Here is a 16,631-nt window from a genome sequence, read left to right on the forward strand (position 1 = left end):
GAGTGAGGGGGAGATTGGGAAAGTTGGACATGCCGAGATTCGGAGAATAGCCAAATTCCCAATTTCCAATTATTATCAAATATTTAGCGAATTTAATTAAGTTCGATCGCTTTAGCATAAATTTGATAAAATGTAAAAACAATCAGCAGAAAGTCATAAAATGGAACTCGCAGTAGAATGTCAAAAGCGGGCAGAAGGCAGCAAACCTAACGCCCTCCGCCGCTCTGGATTGATTCCCGCCGTCCTCTACGGTCACAAAGGCTCTGAATCCATTTCCCTTACCATCAAAGCCAAAACAGTTGAACACCTGCTCAAAAAGCACGTAGTCAACAATGCCCTAATTGACCTCAGCATTCCCGACCTCTCTTGGAGCGGAAAAACCTTGCTCCGGGAAGTTCAAGTTCATCCTTGGAAGGGCTATCCTTACCACCTGAGCTTTTTCTCCGTGGCAACTCAAGACAGCCTGGAAGTTGAATTGTCACTGCGTTTTGTTGGCGAACCCGTCGGCGTCAAGTTAGAAGGCGGCATTTTGGATACCGTGCTGACGCAACTCTCAGCTAAGTGCAAACCTGACAGCATTCCTGAAGCAATTGAAGTAGATATTTCTCATTTAAAGGTTGGGGATGCGCTGCACATTCACGAATTAGTTTTGCCTGCAGGAGTGGTAGCTCTCGGCGAACCAGATCAGGTGGTTGTTAGCGTGCTGGGAATTCAAGCAGGTTCTGAAGCAGAAGACGCAGAAGAAGAGGCAGCAGCAGCTTAATTAGTAATTGCTAATAGTTGTTAACTAATTAATTGTTGAAAAAAAAGGGCGATCGCTTTCTCCCAAAAGGGCGATCGTTTTTTGCTAAAAAGGCTATTTTCGTTTAGGTTCGATCGCACATCGGGCGCCGTTTGTTTTGTAATATTTTTTTAGGGGGGTTCCTTTGCCCAGTCCACAACAAAGCATCCCACAAGCAAGAACCTGCCGTGTTTACTTTCCTTTACAACACGGGCGATCGACCCGAAGGTGAAAAAGTCTGGACTGGCGCGCAAATCTCCCAGAAACCGTACTGATTCTTACATATTTAGCCGTAAAATCAAAAAATTAGCCGAGAATCCCGGTTCCTCACCAGCACCGGGAGTCAAAAAAATTAAGAATTGGGGGAACAAGTCCGGTTCTGTTAGTGTCAAACGCGAGTATAATTGTGAAACGTTTTGACTACCCTATTTAATTCCTGCCTCTGGAGCCGCCGCCCATATGCCATCAACAGTGAATACAGAATCAACAGCGGTTCAATTTAACCAACAGGGAGAAACATACTTATCCCAAGGAAAAATAGAAGAAGCGATCGCCTCCTGCGAGCAAGCTTTGAAGATTCACCCCAATTTTGCACCAGCTTACAAGACTTTGGGCAACGCGCTGCAAGCTCAAGGCAGGATGGAAGAGGCGCGGCACTGGTACGCTAAAGCGATTGAAATAGAACCGAATTTTGCGGAAGTATATGCGAATTTGGGCAGCCTTGGCGCGCAACAGCAAAAATGGCAGGAGGCGATCGGATTTTATCAAAAGGCGATCGCGATTAAGCCGAATTTCGCGGGAGTGTACCGGAATTTAGCAAAAGTATTCGGACAAATTAGCAAACCGGAAGAAGCCCAGCAGTGCTGGTATCAAGCATTTAGTTTGGAACCAGAAAAAGTAGCGCCTGGGGAACACTTGAATATGGGCGATGCTTTTTTTCGGCAGGAAAAATACCCCGAAGCGATCGCCTGTTACGATCGCGCCATAAAATTAAATCCTAATGTGGCGACTGCTTACCAAAATTTGGGCGAAGCGCTCAAAAAACAAGGCAAGTTAGAGGAAGCGACAGCATATTATCGCAAAGCTATTGAACTGAACGCAGCTAATGCAAGAAATGGCAGCGAGGGAGAGCAAACTTTGGCGGGTGCAACTGCGAAAAACGGTGCAGTCAAGCAGCAGCCCGCAGCAACCGCAGTTCAGCAGGCAGTTAATTCTACAATTAATATAGAAGATCCAGAAGCATACAAAATACTGGCAGAAGGCTATTTTGCTCAGGGCAAATTAGAACAGGCGATCGCAGCTTGCAAGAAGGCGCTGCAAATTAAGCCGGAAGCGCCGCTTTACAAAATGCTGGGCAACGCGCTGCAAGCTGGCGGGAAAATTGATGAAGCTAAAAGTTGCTATGTCAAAGCAATAGAAATTAACCCTAATTTTGCCGAAGCTTATGCTAATTACGGCAGCATTTGCGCGCAGCAGGAACAGTGGCAGCAAGCAGTTTCTGCTTACGAAAAGGCGATCGTCCTGAAACCGGATTTTGCCGGTGCTTTCCGAAATTTTGCAAAACTTTTGACGCAGTTAGGCAAGTCGGAGGAGGCGGCTGAGGCTTGGTATCGAGCATTTGCGATCGACCCCAAATCCGGCACGGCTGAGGAACACGAAAATTTAGCCAAAACTTTGATCGAGCAAGGTAAGGTAGATAAGGGAATTGAGTGTTATCGGCGCGCGGTTGAGTTGAACCCAAATGCTGGCGCAGCTTATCACGAATTGGGCGAAATTCTTAAGGGTCAAGAACAGTGGGAAGCGGCGGTAGAAGCTTACACTAATGCCATTAGAAACAATCCTAATCTTTCTTGGTCGCACAACAATTTAGCTGAGTCGCTGGTTAAGTTGGAACGCTGGGAGGAATCTGTAAATGCTTACCGCAATGCGATCGAATTAAATCCAGATTTTAGCTGGTCTCACAACAATTTAGCAGACGTGCTGCTGAAGCTGGAACGGTGGGAAGAAGCTGTAGAGTCTTACCGGAAAGCAACAGAATTAAATCCAGATTTCAGTTGGTCGCACAACTATTTAGCAGACGCCCTGATTAAACAGGGAAGGTGGGATGAGGCAATTTCGGCTTACCAAAGGTCGATCGAACTCAATCCCGACCATTTTTGGGCGTACAACAATTTAGCAGAAGCGCTGGTGAATTTGGAACGTTGGGATGAGGCAGTTGTTGCCTACCGGCGTGCTAACGAAGTTAATCCGAATTTCTTCTGGTCGCAGAGCAAATTAGGCGACGTGCTGCTAGAAATGGAAAGGTGGGAGGAAGCGATCGATGTTTACCGGCGCGCAGCCGAGTTAAATCCTGATTTTCCGTGGACTTATTACAACATGGCAACGGCTTTTGAGAAGCTGGAACGGTGGGATGAGTCGATCGCCGCTTACCGCCGCGCTGCGGAAATTCAGGCGGATTTGCCGTGGCTTTCGCAAAAGTTGGCTGATGCTTTGAGGATGCGATCGCAGTGGGATTTGAAGGAAGCGATGCGTTTGTACCGGCGGGCGATTCAGGAGAATCCTGATGACGTGCAGTTGTATCACAAGGCCCTGGAGATTGCGCCGAATGATGCTGACCTTTATGTTGAGTTGGCTAATGCTTTGGTGCGGCACAGTTGGCCGGATGGGGCGATCGTCTTTTATCAGATGGCGTTGCAGATTCGACCTGATGACAAGGCTATTTCTGGGCGGTTAGAAGAGGTGTTAAAAAAAAAGGGTGTAAGTAGGGCGGCGGAAAAGAGCGATCGGACTCCTGGGGATGCTGTGGATTACCACAAATTAGGCGAGAGTCTTCAGGGAGAAGGTAAAATAGATCAGGCTATTGTCGCATACAAAAAAGCAATAGAAGTTAACCCGAATTACTTTGGAACTCACCACAATTTAGGAGACCTTTATCAGCAAAAGTACAAGTTGGATGAAGCGGCAGCTTCTTACCAGATGGCCATTGAACAGAATCCAGGCTTTGCGTGGTCATACCACAACTTAGGGGATACTCTGTTGCGGCAAGAAAAATTTGAAGAAGCCGCTACCGCCTATCGCAAAGCCCTTGAACTCGATCCCAACTTTGCGTGGGCTAACTACAATTTGGGGCGAGTATTAAACCAACAGAATAAGCTCTATGAAGCGCTAGGTTACTACCAGAGAGCTAATGAACTCAATCCTCAATTATTTCCTCTAGACTTGGATGTTTTGCGGGAAGGGCTAGTGCAAAGCCAAGATGCTTATAGCAGGTGGCGGGCTCAGAATTGCCCCAGAGAAGCCGACTTGCGGCAGATGGCTGAAACAGTAAAATTGTTGAATTACAAGCCTCTGATCAGCGTGATTGTACCAGTGTACAACACGCCGGAAAATTTTCTGAGGGAGGCGATAGACTCAGTTCGGAATCAAGTATATCCTTACTGGGAATTGTGCATCGCTGACGATGCTTCCACTGATACTCACGTCAAGAAAATTTTGTCAGAGTATGCGGATAAAGATGGTCGAATCAAAGTTGTTCATAGAACCGAAAACGGTCATATTTCCCGCGCATCTAATTCAGCATTGGAGGCTGCAGAAGGGGAGTTTGTTTCGCTCCTAGATCACGACGACTTGCTGACACCAGATGCACTGTATGAAGTGGCGTTGATGTTGAACAGCCATCCAGAAGCGGACATGATATATTCCGATGAAGATAAGCTGACTGCTGATGAGAAGCTCATGGGGCCGTATTTCAAGCCTGATTGGTGTCCCGACTCGTTCCTGTCTCGGATGTACACTTGCCATTTGGGGACTTACAGGCGATCGATTATTAACGAAATTGAAGGTTTTAGAGCGGGTTTTGAAGGTGCTCAGGATTATGATTTGGTTTTGAGGTTTACAGAAAAAACTAACAAAATTTATCACATTCCCAAAGTCCTCTATCACTGGCGAATGCACTCGGGTTCGACTGCTAGCAGTTCGGAGGCCAAGCCTTATGCTTATCAAGCCTCAATGAAAACTCTGCAAGAAGCTATTGAAAGGAGGGGCGAACCGGGCAAGGTGGAGGGAGTGCCGGACTATTTAGGACACTACATCGTCCGCTACGAAATTCCTGACTACAAGCTGGTAAGCATCATTATTCCTACACGGAATCTCGGCAACATTTTAGATAAATGCCTAGAATCTATCTTCACTAAGAGTCTGTACCCAAATTATGAAGTTATAGTTATCGACAACGGCAGCACGGAGTTAGAGACGGCTCAAGTAATTGCTAAATGGACAGCGAAGGAACCCGATAGATTTACCTGTTACCCGTTCGACGTTCCCTTCAATTTTTCTAAGATTAATAACTACGGGGTTAGCAAAGCGCAGGGAGATTATTTGTTATTTTTGAATAATGATACAGAGGTGATTACTCCCGATTGGCTCGACGCGATGGTGGAGCAAGCTCAAAGGTCTTCTATCGGCGCTGTGGGAGTTAAGTTGCTATATGCTGACAACACAATCCAACACGTTGGAGTTGTGCTTGGAGTTGGCGGCGTTGCCGGCCACATATACCTCGGTTTTCCCGCTAACTTCCCTGGATATTTCAGCAATGTGGTGGGGATGAACAATCTGTCAGCGGTGACAGGCGCGTGTTTGATGTGCCGCCGTGAGGTGTTTGAGAGTGTGGGGGGATTTGATGAGGAACTAGCAGTTGCCTATAATGATGTGGATTTATGCTTGAAAATGGTTGAGCAAGGCTATCACAATATTTACGTACCTCATGTTTCTCTCTACCACCACGAATCAAAAAGCCGTGGTTACGAAGATACGGCGGAAAAAAAGGCGCGGTTGCAAAAAGAGGCAGATACTCTAGGAAAAAGATGGCAAAAATTTATTGAAAACGATCCTTGTTATAGCCCGCACTTAACTAGGGATCGTCAGGATTTCAGCATTAGAGCATAAGACCAGGCAGACCAAAAAGTAAAGTACACAATAACTTGGTAAACATGAATAACTCATTACAAGTGCATGAAGAGACTGCTTCTAATTATTTTCACAGAGGCAACCTTCTGAAACAGTCTGATAAATTAGAGGAAGCCGCCGCCGCCTACCAGCGGTGTACTGAACTAAACCGAGATTTTGCATGGTATCACCACAATTTGGGTGAAGTTTTGGCGAAATTGGGGCAGCGGGATGGGGCGGAGAAAAGTTACCGCAGAGCCTGCGAACTTAACCCGAATTCGGCTTGGTCTTGGCACAATTTAGGAGAGGTTTTGGAACAGCAGGGAAATCTAGATGAAGCCGTGGCTGCGTACCGCAAAGCTGTGGAAATATATCCAGATTTTTATGAGTTTTATAACAGCTTGGGTAAGGGTTTGTGTTTGCAAGGTCAACTGGATGAATCTATAAGTTGTTTGCGAAAAGCGATCGAACTTGACTCAGAATCGGCTTTGCCTTACCAAAATTTGTGGGAGGCTTTGGCAAGACAGGGGCGGGTTGATGAAGGGATTGAGTGCTTGCGTCATGCGATCGAGCTAAATCCGGGTGATGGGGAATTGTACCTGAAGTTGGCAGAGGCTTTGCAAGGTAAGAATGAATTAGCAGAAGCCGTGGGTTATTACCGAAAGGCGATTCAGTTAAAACCTGATTTCCATTGGCTTTACTATAAATTGGGAACGGCTTTATCGGCACAGGGTCAATGGGAGGAGGCGATTACATCTTACTCGAAGGCTGCTGAGTTGGAACCGGGTTCGGGGATCGTCCATCACTATTTGGGGCATACTTTGTCGATCGTGCAGCGGTGGGAGGAGGCGATCGCATCTTATCGGAAAGCGCTTGATCTCGTACCGAATGCGGCAGTGATTTACCAGCATTTGGGCGATGCTTTGGCGACACAGCAAAAGTGGGAGCAAGCTGTGGGCTCTTATCGCAAGTCGGTTGAGTTTGATCCAAGTTCGCTGGAGGCTCAGGATCATTTAGGGTTTGCTCTATATCAGTTGGGGCGGTACGATGAGGCGATTTCTGCCTATCGCAAAGCTTTGGAAATTGCTCCTAATTCCGATGTGGTGAACTGCCATTTAGGGGATGCTCTGGAAAAGCGAGCTCGCGTCCAACCGCTTCAAAAAGATATTGAGCTGGATTTATATGAGGCGGTAAAGTTTTATCGCAGGGCAAGCGAATTGAATCCAAGCAATTTGGAGGCGGCTCAAAAGGCTGTGGAGATTAAGTCTGACGACTCGGATCTTTATTTACGGCTAGGTAAGGCTTTGGCAGAACAAGGGCAGTTTGATGGGGCGATCGCTCAATACCGCCGCGTTGTCGATCAAAATTCAGACTCTTGGGAGGCCGAGCATTATTTAGGGGAAGCTTTGGCCAAACAAGGGCGGTGGGATGAGGCGATCGATGCTTACGATGGATGTGTGAAGCTTCATCCTGATGATTTTATGTCTTATGCTGGTTTGGGTGATGTTTGGCTGGGTAAGGGAATGGCAGAGAGGGCGATCAAGTTTTATCAAAAGGCGATAGATCTTAATCCTAATTTAGCTGAGGTTTATGATAAGTTGGGCGATACCTTGGCTAAGGTGGGGCGACAAAAAGAGGCTAGTGTTTGTTATCGTCGGGGGCTGGAATTGAAAGCGAAAGTTTTTTGATTGCAAAATAACTTGCGCTCGTCTAAAAAAAATCCTTCGATCTGGGCGGTACTTTCGGGCTACCCAGATCCTTTACTTAGTCCATAATCTCTTGTTACAGAAAGAAGGAATAATAAAGTTATGTCTCAAGGTGTAATATACATTGCAGTTGGTGGTCAGCATGTAGGTGAGGCAGTGACATCTGCCGCTAGTCTCAAGAAGTGTATGCCAGATTTGCCAATTACCTTATTTTCTAGTGAACCAGTTGCATCTCCCTATTTTAATCAAGTTAAAGTTATAGACGGTCCTCGCTATGGCACCCCCGGACTTGATAAAATTAGCAATATGTATGATTCGCCCTATGAGTATACGTTATTCTTGGATTCAGATACCTATATTTGTGCTGATTTATTAGAAATTTTCAATCTGTTAGATAAGTTTGACATGGCTGTGGCTCATGCACCTCTTAGGATAGCACCTACACATATTAATGGTAGGGAGTGGATACCCTATCAGTTTACAGAAATTCCAGAAAGTTTCCCAGAAATGAATACGGGCGTTATCCTGTATAAAAAAAACTATAAAGTTGAGCTGTTTTTCCAAAAATGGTTAAATTTATGCAAACAAAAAGTTAAAAAGCAGGGTAAGCCTTACCACGATCAGGCTACTTTCAGGTCTGTTTTATACGAAAGCGATCTCATAACAGCAACACTTACACCAGAATATAATTGTCGGTTTATCTTTCCTGTTTTTGTGAGTAGTAAGGTGAAAATTTTACATGGGAGACATCCTAATTTTGAGGTGATAGCTAGTAAAATTAATTCAGAAACAGGTATGAGAGTTTTTACACCACAAGATTTTCATCAGCCACAACCAGAGAGAGTTGACGAGCCAAAAAATCATAAAAATCAGCGTGTTTTTAAAATAAGAGAAGAATTGGAAAAAAGCAAAATTCGACTTAAGCAAATTCAAGAGCAGATGAAGTCTTAAGATTAGGCAGTCAAAATCTGACTATCTTAGGGAACTGGTAATCCTCACCAGATAAATGCACGGTTCAAAATTCTGCGAGTTCGATTTAGTCTCATGGGAGAAAAGGCAAGTGGAGATGGTAGAATTATGAAAGGAAGATATTTGCAATCACAGAATTTCCCAGGTCACTTAAAAAATTGGCTTTAGTAAAAAAAAACTATGGCGATGGTAAACGCTCTGGAAGGCAAACGGCAAAAATTTCTTACCGCAAGGCGATCGAGATTCGGCCTGAGTATTCTTTGTGTTACTGCGGTTTAGGGAATGCTTTGATGAGCAAGGGTGCGGTAGAGGAGGCGCCCGGGGCTTACCGTTCGGCGATCGAACTTAATCCAGACTTCTCTGAGTCGCACAATAAGTTAGGGGATGCCTTAGCAAAAGTTGGGCGCATCGATGAAGCTAGTGCTTGTTACCGTCGCGCCCTCGAGCTTAAAGCTAAAATTTCTTGATAATAACCCCTGAAGCCCCTTTAAAAAAGGGGTTTGACGAAGTATCTCTGTAAGTTCTACAAAATATAAATCATTATGTATCAAACCGAGCCAAACAGCCAACTACTCAAGAAAAATCGCCTTTTGTTCATCCATCTTCCTAAAACAGGGGGCTCAACTATGTACGATATAATCAATAATTATATCTTTTCAGAAAAAAAAGCTTCTTTGTTTATTGGTACTCAAGAACATGTTAAACAATTTCACGAACTCAATTTTGAACAGGTATCAGCCTACAAAATTATTGCCGGTCATATGAATTTTATTAGAACCAAAAGGAAACTTGGTGAAAGCATCAGGCAATTCTTTACATTTACCATCTTGAGAAACCCAGTAGCTCTGAGTATATCTTGGTATCAGTATATATTACAAACACCACAACATTTTCACCACAATAAAGTAAAAAAAATGAGCTTTGAAGAGTTTATTTATAGCGATTATTATGTGCCAAATATGCAATGCCAACTAATTAGTAATCAGCCTTTATGCCAGACAACTTTAGAAATTTTAAAAAATGACTTTGATTGTTTTGGTACCCTAGAAAATTTTGACGTGATCCTGGAAAAGGTTTGTCATCACTTTGGCAAGGCTGTACCTAGCTATCCAATACTCAATAAGAGCAAAAAAATTGTAGACCAAGAGGCAATAAACTATAGCTTATTCGAGAAAATTCTTAGCAGGAACGAGCAAGATGTTAAGCTTTACACTATTGTTAAGGCTAGAGAAGAAGAATCCAAGAGTAAATCAACAGATTCTACTTGCTCACAAACAAAAGCGGCTCTAGAACCTGTATTTAAGACAGACTTAGAATGCTACCGAGCTAGATTATTGCAATTTAAGCAGGATTTGGAGCGCTATAAAACAGGATTTAGAGCGCTATAAAACCATACTCAAGCAGAGCATAAATAACCTGTAGTTGACAATACAGGAACATAAGCTGTCGCACGCAGTCATTGCACTCGTTTTAAAGGTAACTGAGCTTGTTTGAGTTGCGATCGCACCTGCTCTAGTTCTACCTGCATCTGCTGTGCTGTCTGCCTCCAAGTTTGAGATTGCAATTCGATCCAGTTTTTCTCTTCCTGTACGAGATCGAGTTTGAGCTGTGCCTGCTGTGCTCTCTGCTGCCAGCTTTCTGATTCGGATTCGAGTTGCTGTTTCTCTTCCTGAGAAACTTGCAGTTGCGACTGCGATTGTATGAACTTTTCCTGAATTATTTCTAATTGCGTTGCTACTTCTTTTGCTTCCGACTTGAAGGCTAAATGCTGAGCCTCCATTACAGCTAAATTGGTTTGAGCGTACTGACTGTATTTGTTGTAAATAATCTCCCTAGTTCGTACAAAATCAGCCCGGTTTTTGCTGGTTGTTGTCGTGCTATCATCTCTCCGTGTAAATTCGCAAGTGGTTTCCTTGATATGGGCAATTTTAAAGCTGCGGGAGAGTCGAATCAGCAAATCCCAATCCTCGTGAGTGTTCAAATTAACGTCAAACATTCCGGTTTCATCTAAACATGATTTTTCGTGCGTCAGGCACAGCATGGGAATGAAATTACCCACTAAAATTTTGTCGTAATCGAAATCAAAAGAATAGGGAACGCTGCGGTTAATTGTCACGTATTGCCCGTTTTGCTTTTGCTGCTCTGCCATCACAGCATCTGTGTAGGCGACTTTATACTCGCTGTTTTCCAAAAATTCTACTAAAGTTTGGACGTGGTTGGGATAGTACATATCGTCATCGTCTAAATAGGCGATGTACTTGCCACGAGCAACGCGAATGCCTGTATTGCGGGCTGTCGAGCGTTCTTGATTACGATCGTGCTTGAGGTACGTGATGTTGCTTTTTGAGTTGATCCGATCTAGAACTTCCTGCACGTCAGTGCCACCATCATTGACTACTATGATTTCTACATCTGGGAAAGTTTGAGCTAGCACGCTTTGCACAGCGTGAGCCAGCATTTCTGGACGGTCTTTAGTGGGAATGATGACACTGACAAGGGGCTGGGGAATGATACCAATCAATGGGCTCGGCACTTGCTTCTGGGTTTCAGATGGATAGTTGACGGTGAGTTGTTGGTGACGGATGAGATTAGCTCTCTCTTCGTCTGTAAGAAGCACGCCTTGGTATTGCAAATCATCGAACTTGCGCTCAGGACCAGAAATTTGGGGAATATATAAACGTTTTATGTCATACTCGTCACATATCCGATCGGTTTCTTGACCCGATCTTCCAGGTGTACCGTGTTCTATACCTTGCGGATTGAAGTAATAGAGTCCAAGAATTTCCGAGATAAGAGCCATATTTTCCCCTTGGCTACCAATCCGTAGCCAGAATTCATAATCCCCTGCACAGTGAAATTCTGAACGAAAGTAGCCGTATTTGTCATGTAGCGACTTTCTCCACATAGGTTGGGAGCCAACGCAGCAACCTTGTTTCATCTGCTCATAAGAATATGGCGGCCAATTCCAGTGTCGATTACTTTGTGTTGTGACAAATGTATCGTTAGGAACAGTAGTAATTAGCTGATCGGGATATGCTAGAGATACTTCTGGGTGTGTATCTAAAAAATTGGCCATGACTTCTAAAGCATCACAACGGTGGCGATCGTCTGTATTAGCATTAGTAATGTATTTTGCCTGCGACATTTTAATGGCCCTATTCCAAGCAGCATACAGAGTTTCACGCTCAGGAGTACGTTGATATACTATGTTTTGATATTTGGATTGAAATTCTTTAACAATAGATTGTTCGTTTTGTTGCGAAGCACTATCAACAATAACGATTTCGAGTTCGCCTTGTTTATAAAGTGTTTGGTCAACTAAATCCTGCAAACAACCGCGAATGTATTTTTCTGAATTATAGGTAGAGATGATGGCTGAGACTTTATATTTCTCTGTAGGTACACTAACTGTATTTTCAATGGGCGGATACTCCTTTACCCTCGCCGTTCCAATCAAAACAGACTTAACTATTTCGGCCATTTTAGACCAAGAAAACTGCTTGGATTGTTCTAATCCCCGCCTAATTAGAGACTCACGCACTTCGTGTTTCTGAACCTTAATCATTGCTTCTACCAGTTCATTAACATCTCTGCCACTCACATACAAAACCGCATTTCCACCAACTTCAGGTAGAGAAGAAAAAGGGCAAGTAATAACTGGACAACCACAAGCCATTGCCTCCGCTACAGGCATTCCAAAGCCTTCGTAAAGAGAAGGATAAACTAAAGCCACAGCCCCGGAGTAAGCGATTTTCAATTCGACATCACTCAGTCTGAGCAAATGAACTCTACTGTTTTGGACATGAACTTTAATTTCATCTTCCAGTTGAGGATGACCACCAACACAAACAATCTCCAAATCTTGCCAATTAGGCAGATTGTGGAAAGATTCAAAAAAGCTAGTTGTATTTTTGTATTGATGCCAACCTATTCTCTCTCCCACAACCAGAAAATAAGGTTTACGAATCTCATATTTTGATGTAAATCTAATAATTTCCTCTTGACTGGCAGGAGTAAAATTACAATCAATACCACAATGTGCTACAGTTATTGAATCTACTAATATATTTGGAAAGCAACCAGCCAGATCGCACTTAGTATTTTCTGATATAGTTAGATATGCAGAACCGTGTCGAATTCCCCGATGTTTTTCTTGCCACATGGGATGGTGAAGATTTTCCTCTATTAATTCTGGAATCATGTCATATCCCATAAACACAGAGGGGGTTGATAGAGGAGTTGTGTAGTATGTAGAAATAAAGATATCAGCTCCTTCTTCATCACAAATTTGCTGAAGCATTTGTCTATCTCTATCAGTGTCATCGTAGTTGTACTCAGGGATTTTACAATACCTGATACCTGAAATTTTAGGTGCTGTTCCCGCTCGATCAAGAACTAGAATATCCTTGGCAAAACCATCTTTCACCCACTCTTCTAATAGGGATTTCCAAACTCTAGCTATACCTGTATTGTTAAGCTGAAAAAATATTGCATCTACAGCAACCAAAAATGAGTTTTGACGAATCTTTTGTCCGTGCGTATTTGTAGTTTTATTTAAGCCGGGTGATGGAAACATTGAATATCCAGCAGAATCATCAAAGATTTTAGGAGTATCTTCGCTTACTCTAAAACCACTATCGGCCCATTCAATTAACTCTTTGACTCGACATTCAATAGTATGTTTTTCCTGGCACAAATGATAACCACGAGCCGCTATTTCCTCCGCTAAAGCGGGATTTTTAAGCAAATATTCTATTTTTTCGATTAAATCATCAGAATTTTCTGGGTTATAGTACACTAAATGCTCCCAGTCACGAAATAACTTGTTAGATTTATCCCCTATAACATGGTTCTGAAGCAGCAAAGTCCCACATCCCATTATTTCATAGGGGCGTGAAGTTAACGTTGGAGATAGTGAAGGTAAATTTAATCCCAACTTATAAGTATTTAGTTCATCCACATAAGACTGAACTGCATCCAACGGTTTTGAAAGTAAATCGGTTACTAATGCATATAAATCAACATGATGATTTGGCTTAAGCCTATTCATTAGTTGAGATCGCTGATAATAGGTTTTATTGTTAAAGTGAGGAGTCGCATTACCTCGAAAAACGGCAGAACTTTTTCTTTGTACGAAAGGAATTCTGCAATTGTAGTATTGGGGATCAATAGCAAAAGGAGAAAAAACTGTCGGTATTTTTATGCCTCGATTCAGTAACCAAGAGACATCCGGTTCATGATTACATATAATGGCACTAACGCAGGTCGCCGCATTGTCAATGGCGATCAAAATTGGCTCTTGCCACTGTGGTGTATTTTGTACTATATCTGCCGAGCAATGTTCTTGAAAAATTGCGACCTTTTTGATGTTGGCATTATACCATTGCTCCTGCCATTTTAAATTATTGTGTAGAGGTTGAGAATGCCAATCAAATCCAAGCAAGAGCATTATATCTGCTTCCGGGTTTTTCAAGTATTCATACAAACCATCATCATCTGTAGGTTCTGAGGCTCCCCATTCAGCGACAGGGGTAAATACACGATTCAGTAAACCTTGTCTTTCCAAAACATTGACCCAACCTCGCGAAAAGTTCCATCCATGTGTTCCAGTAGCTTGCAATACCACATCTATGCGAGGCTTACTGGAGATTGAAGAGAACTGATTGGGCGTTCCTAGAGTTGTTTGTGCGGGATGAGATAGACTTAATTTGTGTTGCGATGAACTTATCTTGGCAGTTTCCTGGTTTAAACCAAATGTATTATCATCTAGCGGTTTCTCTAAGACGGCGGCAAACTGAATGTAACATGATTCATCAACTTGTTTAGCATTTTTTATTCTGTAAATTTTGAGTTTAAGACCATTAAGGTTTCGACATATTCTATCGAAAAAATGCTGGGGATCGTAAAAGCGACAGTGACGGTTATTAAACCCATCAAGACAGTAAATAACCGAATCCTTTTCAAAATTCACTCCACCACTTGATATTACGGTGACAGGATCAGATTGAACAGAATATTCATCAAAGAGGTAAAGCGGCAGGATACAAACTGCACCGCCGGGCTTTAATACACGAGCCGCTTCCTTGACAAAACCAATATCTGAATCATCTTCAAAATGCTCAAATGAACAGTGCAATGCCATCTTTGTAGCAAATTCATTGGGCAAAGGCATATCAGCAGCATTACCACCAATTATATCACCATTTAATCCTGGAGGATGACTTAAGTCTTGTGTGTAAGTTTTACATCGAAACATTTTTGCATAAATTTTAGGTACAGTACCTGTTTCGCTGGCAACATCTATATAAATATCTTCGGAGTCCAATTTTAGCAGTTTGGTTGCCAAATAATGTTCCAAAGACTTCTCTACTCGATTAAATGAGTAATAATCAGCAAAATCCTCTAAGTATCTAGCCTTTATAAAATATTGCCGATATTCATCTACATTTATTTCATAATCATCTACCTCTATTCCCAGATTTCGCAATTTTTGACTCATTAAATCTGAATTGTTAGCTGGGATAGAGCCTTGTTTCTTCGGTTCTCTTATTTGACCAAAGCAGTTATCAAAATTTAAAACATAAGATTCGGAATTTACTTGCTGATTATTAATAGTTGTATTAGCCGACTCGATAGTTGACTGAGAACTATTAAGCCCGGATTTAATTTTTTCTAAACGGTTTTTAGAGCGCTCTAAATTAGCCTGAGCTTGAGTCAATTTATCGAATGCTTCCCGATCAGACGTTACCATAATTCCTACCTCATTATTGCTCATTTATTACTTTTGATTCTGACTACTGAACTTTCAGACTAATTTCTGAACTAATCTGAGATGCGCTGTTGGGCTTGTTATTAAAAGTTTCAAATTGTCTAATTTCTCTCTAGCCCTCTCTAAAGTCAGTTTAAATAACTCATTTTCTTCTTGCAATTTGTACGTTGACCATCTATATACCTTCAAAACGTCCTTAAATTCTAAGTTCAATTGCTTAATGGCTCTCACCTGTAATTTTTTTCTATGATCTCCCGGTTTAACTTGCCTTTTATGAGAATAAATATTCTCTTCTACTTCAAATTTAGCCCCATTTACTAGCTCTTTTATTAGCTGTTCACTCGGCTTCATTTGGAGATGTTTGAGAATTTCATTCAGCCCATCCGCGAAATCTGTAACCATATCTTCATATTTTAGAAGTAAGATATTTTTTTTATTAAATAGATATTTTTTATACTGAGCGTAATTTTTTCTCAGCCAAGGATATCTTTGTATCACAAAATCATCTATATTTTTCTTTCTTGCGTCTTCTCTTGCCAACTCAATCTGTGTCTTTTGGCTTTCTGGTATGCTCTGACTATATGCAATAGAAAAATAAAGTGACGTGAGGACATTTCTTGGAGCACTCAACATCAGAATTACCTTGTATTTCTCCATTTCCGGTATGGGGTAATATTGTCTGAAGGGTTCGTAAATATGACCAGTTGTTTTAAACATATTATTAATTTTTTCAGGACCCTCGCCGGAAAATAATTTCCCTAAAGATTGACCTGCTTCCCACAAACCTCCTTCATAGTTTACATAAGTCATACCTAAATCATGTGCCAGCTTCTGCAAAATTTCAGTAGCATACACGGAAGCGCATTTGTGAGCGGTGAACCAAATAATACTGGGAGTTGTAGTCATTTAGGTTAATCTGGTCAAATTATAATGAGTGTGAGAGAGCTTTAGTTTTACGAATTGGCTTAATTGCAACTGTCCACCGCATCAATTGCTTCCACTCTTCTGAGTTTGTGAGTGCGTAGGTATCTAGTTGATGCTCTTTCTCTGAGGAGAATTTGACAAAACTCTCTAGCCAGTTCATCAATGTTTCTGTTTTTGAGAAAGGCGTACACTTCAAGGATTCCTGCAAGCACTTTTGCATCTTGGTTACATTGCCGTTTTGGTAAGCATACCACGCATCCCACACTAGAAGTGTGTACGGCATTTTGCTCGGTTGGACACCTGTCTCACTAAGGGCATATTGCTGGAACTGCGATCGTTGCAATTCTGTCTGAACTTGATGAAGCTGAGACTGATAATGTTGTGATTCCTCTTGAACTTGATGGAGCTGAGATTGGTACTGTTGTGATTCCTCTTGAACTTGATGGAGCTGAGACTGATAATGTTGTGATTCCTCTTGAACTTGATGGAGCTGAGATTGGTACTGTTGTGATTCCTCTTGAACTTGATGGAGCTGAGA

The 16,631-nt window shown here is 42.3% G+C and carries 8 protein-coding genes and 1 pseudogene; 6 read left to right on the plus strand and 3 right to left on the minus strand.

What is annotated here, in order from left to right; all coding sequences use genetic code 11:
- The first annotated feature begins 160 nt into the window (after window positions 1-160).
- The 6 genes from QT979_RS16490 to QT979_RS16515 all read left to right on the plus strand — a co-directional run bounded on the left by QT979_RS16490 (window position 161) and on the right by QT979_RS16515 (window position 9,788).
- Window positions 161-763 carry a 50S ribosomal protein L25/general stress protein Ctc gene (locus QT979_RS16490; protein WP_333212987.1) on the plus strand — a complete coding sequence of 201 codons (603 nt, stop codon included), beginning with the start codon at window positions 161-163 and terminating at the stop codon, window positions 761-763.
- 477 nt (window positions 764-1,240) lie between these two features.
- Complete coding sequence (locus QT979_RS16495) at window positions 1,241-5,725, plus strand: tetratricopeptide repeat protein (protein WP_333311062.1); 4,485 nt, start codon at window positions 1,241-1,243, stop codon at window positions 5,723-5,725.
- 44 nt (window positions 5,726-5,769) lie between these two features.
- Window positions 5,770-7,413, plus strand: coding sequence for a tetratricopeptide repeat protein (locus tag QT979_RS16500; RefSeq protein ID WP_333311064.1), 1,644 nt, complete (start codon window positions 5,770-5,772; stop codon window positions 7,411-7,413).
- A 120-nt stretch (window positions 7,414-7,533) separates the two neighbouring features.
- On the plus strand, window positions 7,534-8,382 hold the full coding sequence (locus tag QT979_RS16505; protein WP_333311066.1) for a hypothetical protein: 849 nt from the start codon (window positions 7,534-7,536) through the stop codon (window positions 8,380-8,382).
- Window positions 8,383-8,558: 176 nt separating this feature from the next.
- The gene (locus QT979_RS16510; protein WP_333311068.1) at window positions 8,559-8,867 is read left to right on the plus strand and encodes a tetratricopeptide repeat protein; all 309 of its coding nucleotides are present in this window, start codon (window positions 8,559-8,561) and stop codon (window positions 8,865-8,867) included.
- 75 nt (window positions 8,868-8,942) lie between these two features.
- Window positions 8,943-9,788, plus strand: a complete 846-nt coding sequence (locus QT979_RS16515; RefSeq protein WP_333311070.1) for a sulfotransferase family 2 domain-containing protein — start codon at window positions 8,943-8,945, stop codon at window positions 9,786-9,788.
- A 68-nt stretch (window positions 9,789-9,856) separates the two neighbouring features.
- On the opposite strand, the gene QT979_RS16520 is transcribed toward QT979_RS16515, so the two are convergent.
- The 3 genes and pseudogenes from QT979_RS16520 to QT979_RS16530 all read right to left on the minus strand — a co-directional run.
- Window positions 9,857-15,175, minus strand: a complete 5,319-nt coding sequence (locus QT979_RS16520; protein ID WP_333311071.1) for a glycosyltransferase — start codon at window positions 15,173-15,175, stop codon at window positions 9,857-9,859.
- 30 nt (window positions 15,176-15,205) lie between these two features.
- Window positions 15,206-16,075 (minus strand): sulfotransferase domain-containing protein, encoded by an 870-nt coding sequence (locus QT979_RS16525; RefSeq protein ID WP_333311073.1) that lies wholly within the window; start codon window positions 16,073-16,075, stop codon window positions 15,206-15,208.
- Window positions 16,076-16,094: 19 nt separating this feature from the next.
- A pseudogene (locus tag QT979_RS16530) lies at window positions 16,095-16,631 on the minus strand (hypothetical protein); the annotation flags it as partial.

Origin of the sequence: Microcoleus sp. w2-18bC1 (assembly GCF_036700365.1) — a bacterium.
Classification (GTDB): Bacteria; Cyanobacteriota; Cyanobacteriia; order Cyanobacteriales; family Microcoleaceae; genus Microcoleus.

Coding starts and splice junctions, on each gene's coding strand:
- QT979_RS16490 (WP_333212987.1), top strand. CDS start 161: ATGGAACTCGCAGTAGAATGTCAAAAGCGGGCAGAAGGCAGCAAACCT.
- QT979_RS16495 (WP_333311062.1), top strand. CDS start 1,241: ATGCCATCAACAGTGAATACAGAATCAACAGCGGTTCAATTTAACCAA.
- QT979_RS16500 (WP_333311064.1), top strand. CDS start 5,770: ATGAATAACTCATTACAAGTGCATGAAGAGACTGCTTCTAATTATTTT.
- QT979_RS16505 (WP_333311066.1), top strand. CDS start 7,534: ATGTCTCAAGGTGTAATATACATTGCAGTTGGTGGTCAGCATGTAGGT.
- QT979_RS16515 (WP_333311070.1), top strand. CDS start 8,943: ATGTATCAAACCGAGCCAAACAGCCAACTACTCAAGAAAAATCGCCTT.
- QT979_RS16520 (WP_333311071.1), bottom strand. CDS start 15,175: ATGAGCAATAATGAGGTAGGAATTATGGTAACGTCTGATCGGGAAGCA.
- QT979_RS16525 (WP_333311073.1), bottom strand. CDS start 16,075: ATGACTACAACTCCCAGTATTATTTGGTTCACCGCTCACAAATGCGCT.